The following is a 1,113-nucleotide window of genomic DNA, read 5'->3' as shown; positions in this document are numbered from 1 at the left end:
AGGGTGCGGTTGAGCGCGTCGGCTTTGGCCAGCAAGTCGCCGATGTCGCCGAGGGCTTCGAGCATCAGGGCGTCACGGGCGTTGCGGGGGTGTTTGCCTTCGTCCATGTCTGCCGGCCGCTCAGGCGAACAGGGCCGCATAGGCGGCGTCGAGGTTGCGTTCCACGCCTTTGGCGAGGGCTTTGAGGCTGTACATGTCGGCCCAATACAGCCGCTGTTTATCGTCGGCCTGTTTGTGTTCTTGCAGCAGGGCTTTGTAGTCTTTGGGGTCGGCGAGCAGTTTGGTGAGGGGCAGTTTTTTGATGGCCAGCAGGTCGAACAGTTCGTTTTCGTAGACGGCGGCGGCGCGGTTGGCGGTGGCGGTGCGGTGTTTTTCTATGTGTTTGAGGACGATGCCGAATTCGGCTTCGACGTCGGTGTCGACGCGGTTGAACAGGAGGCGGATTTTGGCGGCGGGGATGCCTTGTGCGGCGAGCACTTGGAGGAGGGCGACGGTTTCCCGCTGTTCTTTGGTGCCGCCGGTGACGGGGACGATGAAGTGGTCGAATTCGTTATGGGAATCTTCAAATTTGGCCATGCCGATCAGGAAGTCTTCGCTGTTGGAGGCGCCGACGTCAACGATCAGGTCGTCGGCGACCAGCAGTTTCCGCAGCAGGTCTTTGAAGTGTTCGCCTTTGATCTGTTCGACGTTGGCGCCGAGGCTGGCGGCGGTCTCGTTGATGCTTTCCACGGCGATGATGGGGGCGTCACCGAGGCGGGGCGCCAACAGGTGGGTGGCGACGGTGGTTTTTCCCACGGTGCCGGTGTAGTTAATAACGGCTAGTTTCATGTGTGTCCTCATAAGTCCAATTGTCAGTAAATTCATTCTTGTCGGTTTCTTCGCCGATGCGGTTTTCTGCCATCCATTTTTTGAGCTCGGCGGGGTTTTTGAAGGGCGGCGGCGGGGCTGTCCCGTCCGTCGGCAATGCGATGGGCGCCGGGATGTCGTCGGTCAGGTTTCTTGTTACCGGGCGATTTTGGGTTTTTGAGTCTGGTCTCCCATCCGTATACAACTTTTTCGGCGGCTTTAGCTGTGACGGCGTTGGTGTTGGTTCCCGCACCCTCGCTTTTTTGA

The 1,113-nt window shown here is 59.0% G+C and carries 2 protein-coding genes; both read right to left on the bottom strand.

The features are described 5' to 3' along the window. Positions 1 to 120: 120 nt before the first annotated feature. Positions 121 to 828, bottom strand: coding sequence for a StbB family protein (gene stbB / locus AADEFJLK_RS23670; protein WP_103976043.1), 708 nt, complete (start codon positions 826 to 828; stop codon positions 121 to 123). Then, positions 809 to 1,113, bottom strand: a 305-nt coding sequence (locus tag AADEFJLK_RS23665) for a hypothetical protein (RefSeq protein ID WP_170065254.1), incomplete at its 5' end; no start/stop codon positions are given. The genes stbB and AADEFJLK_RS23665, both read right to left, overlap by 20 nt.

Origin of the sequence: Methylovulum psychrotolerans, assembly GCF_002923755.1 — a bacterium.
Taxonomy (GTDB): domain Bacteria; phylum Pseudomonadota; class Gammaproteobacteria; order Methylococcales; family Methylomonadaceae; genus Methylovulum; species Methylovulum psychrotolerans.
This window is presented reverse-complemented; position numbering and strand designations above follow the sequence as displayed.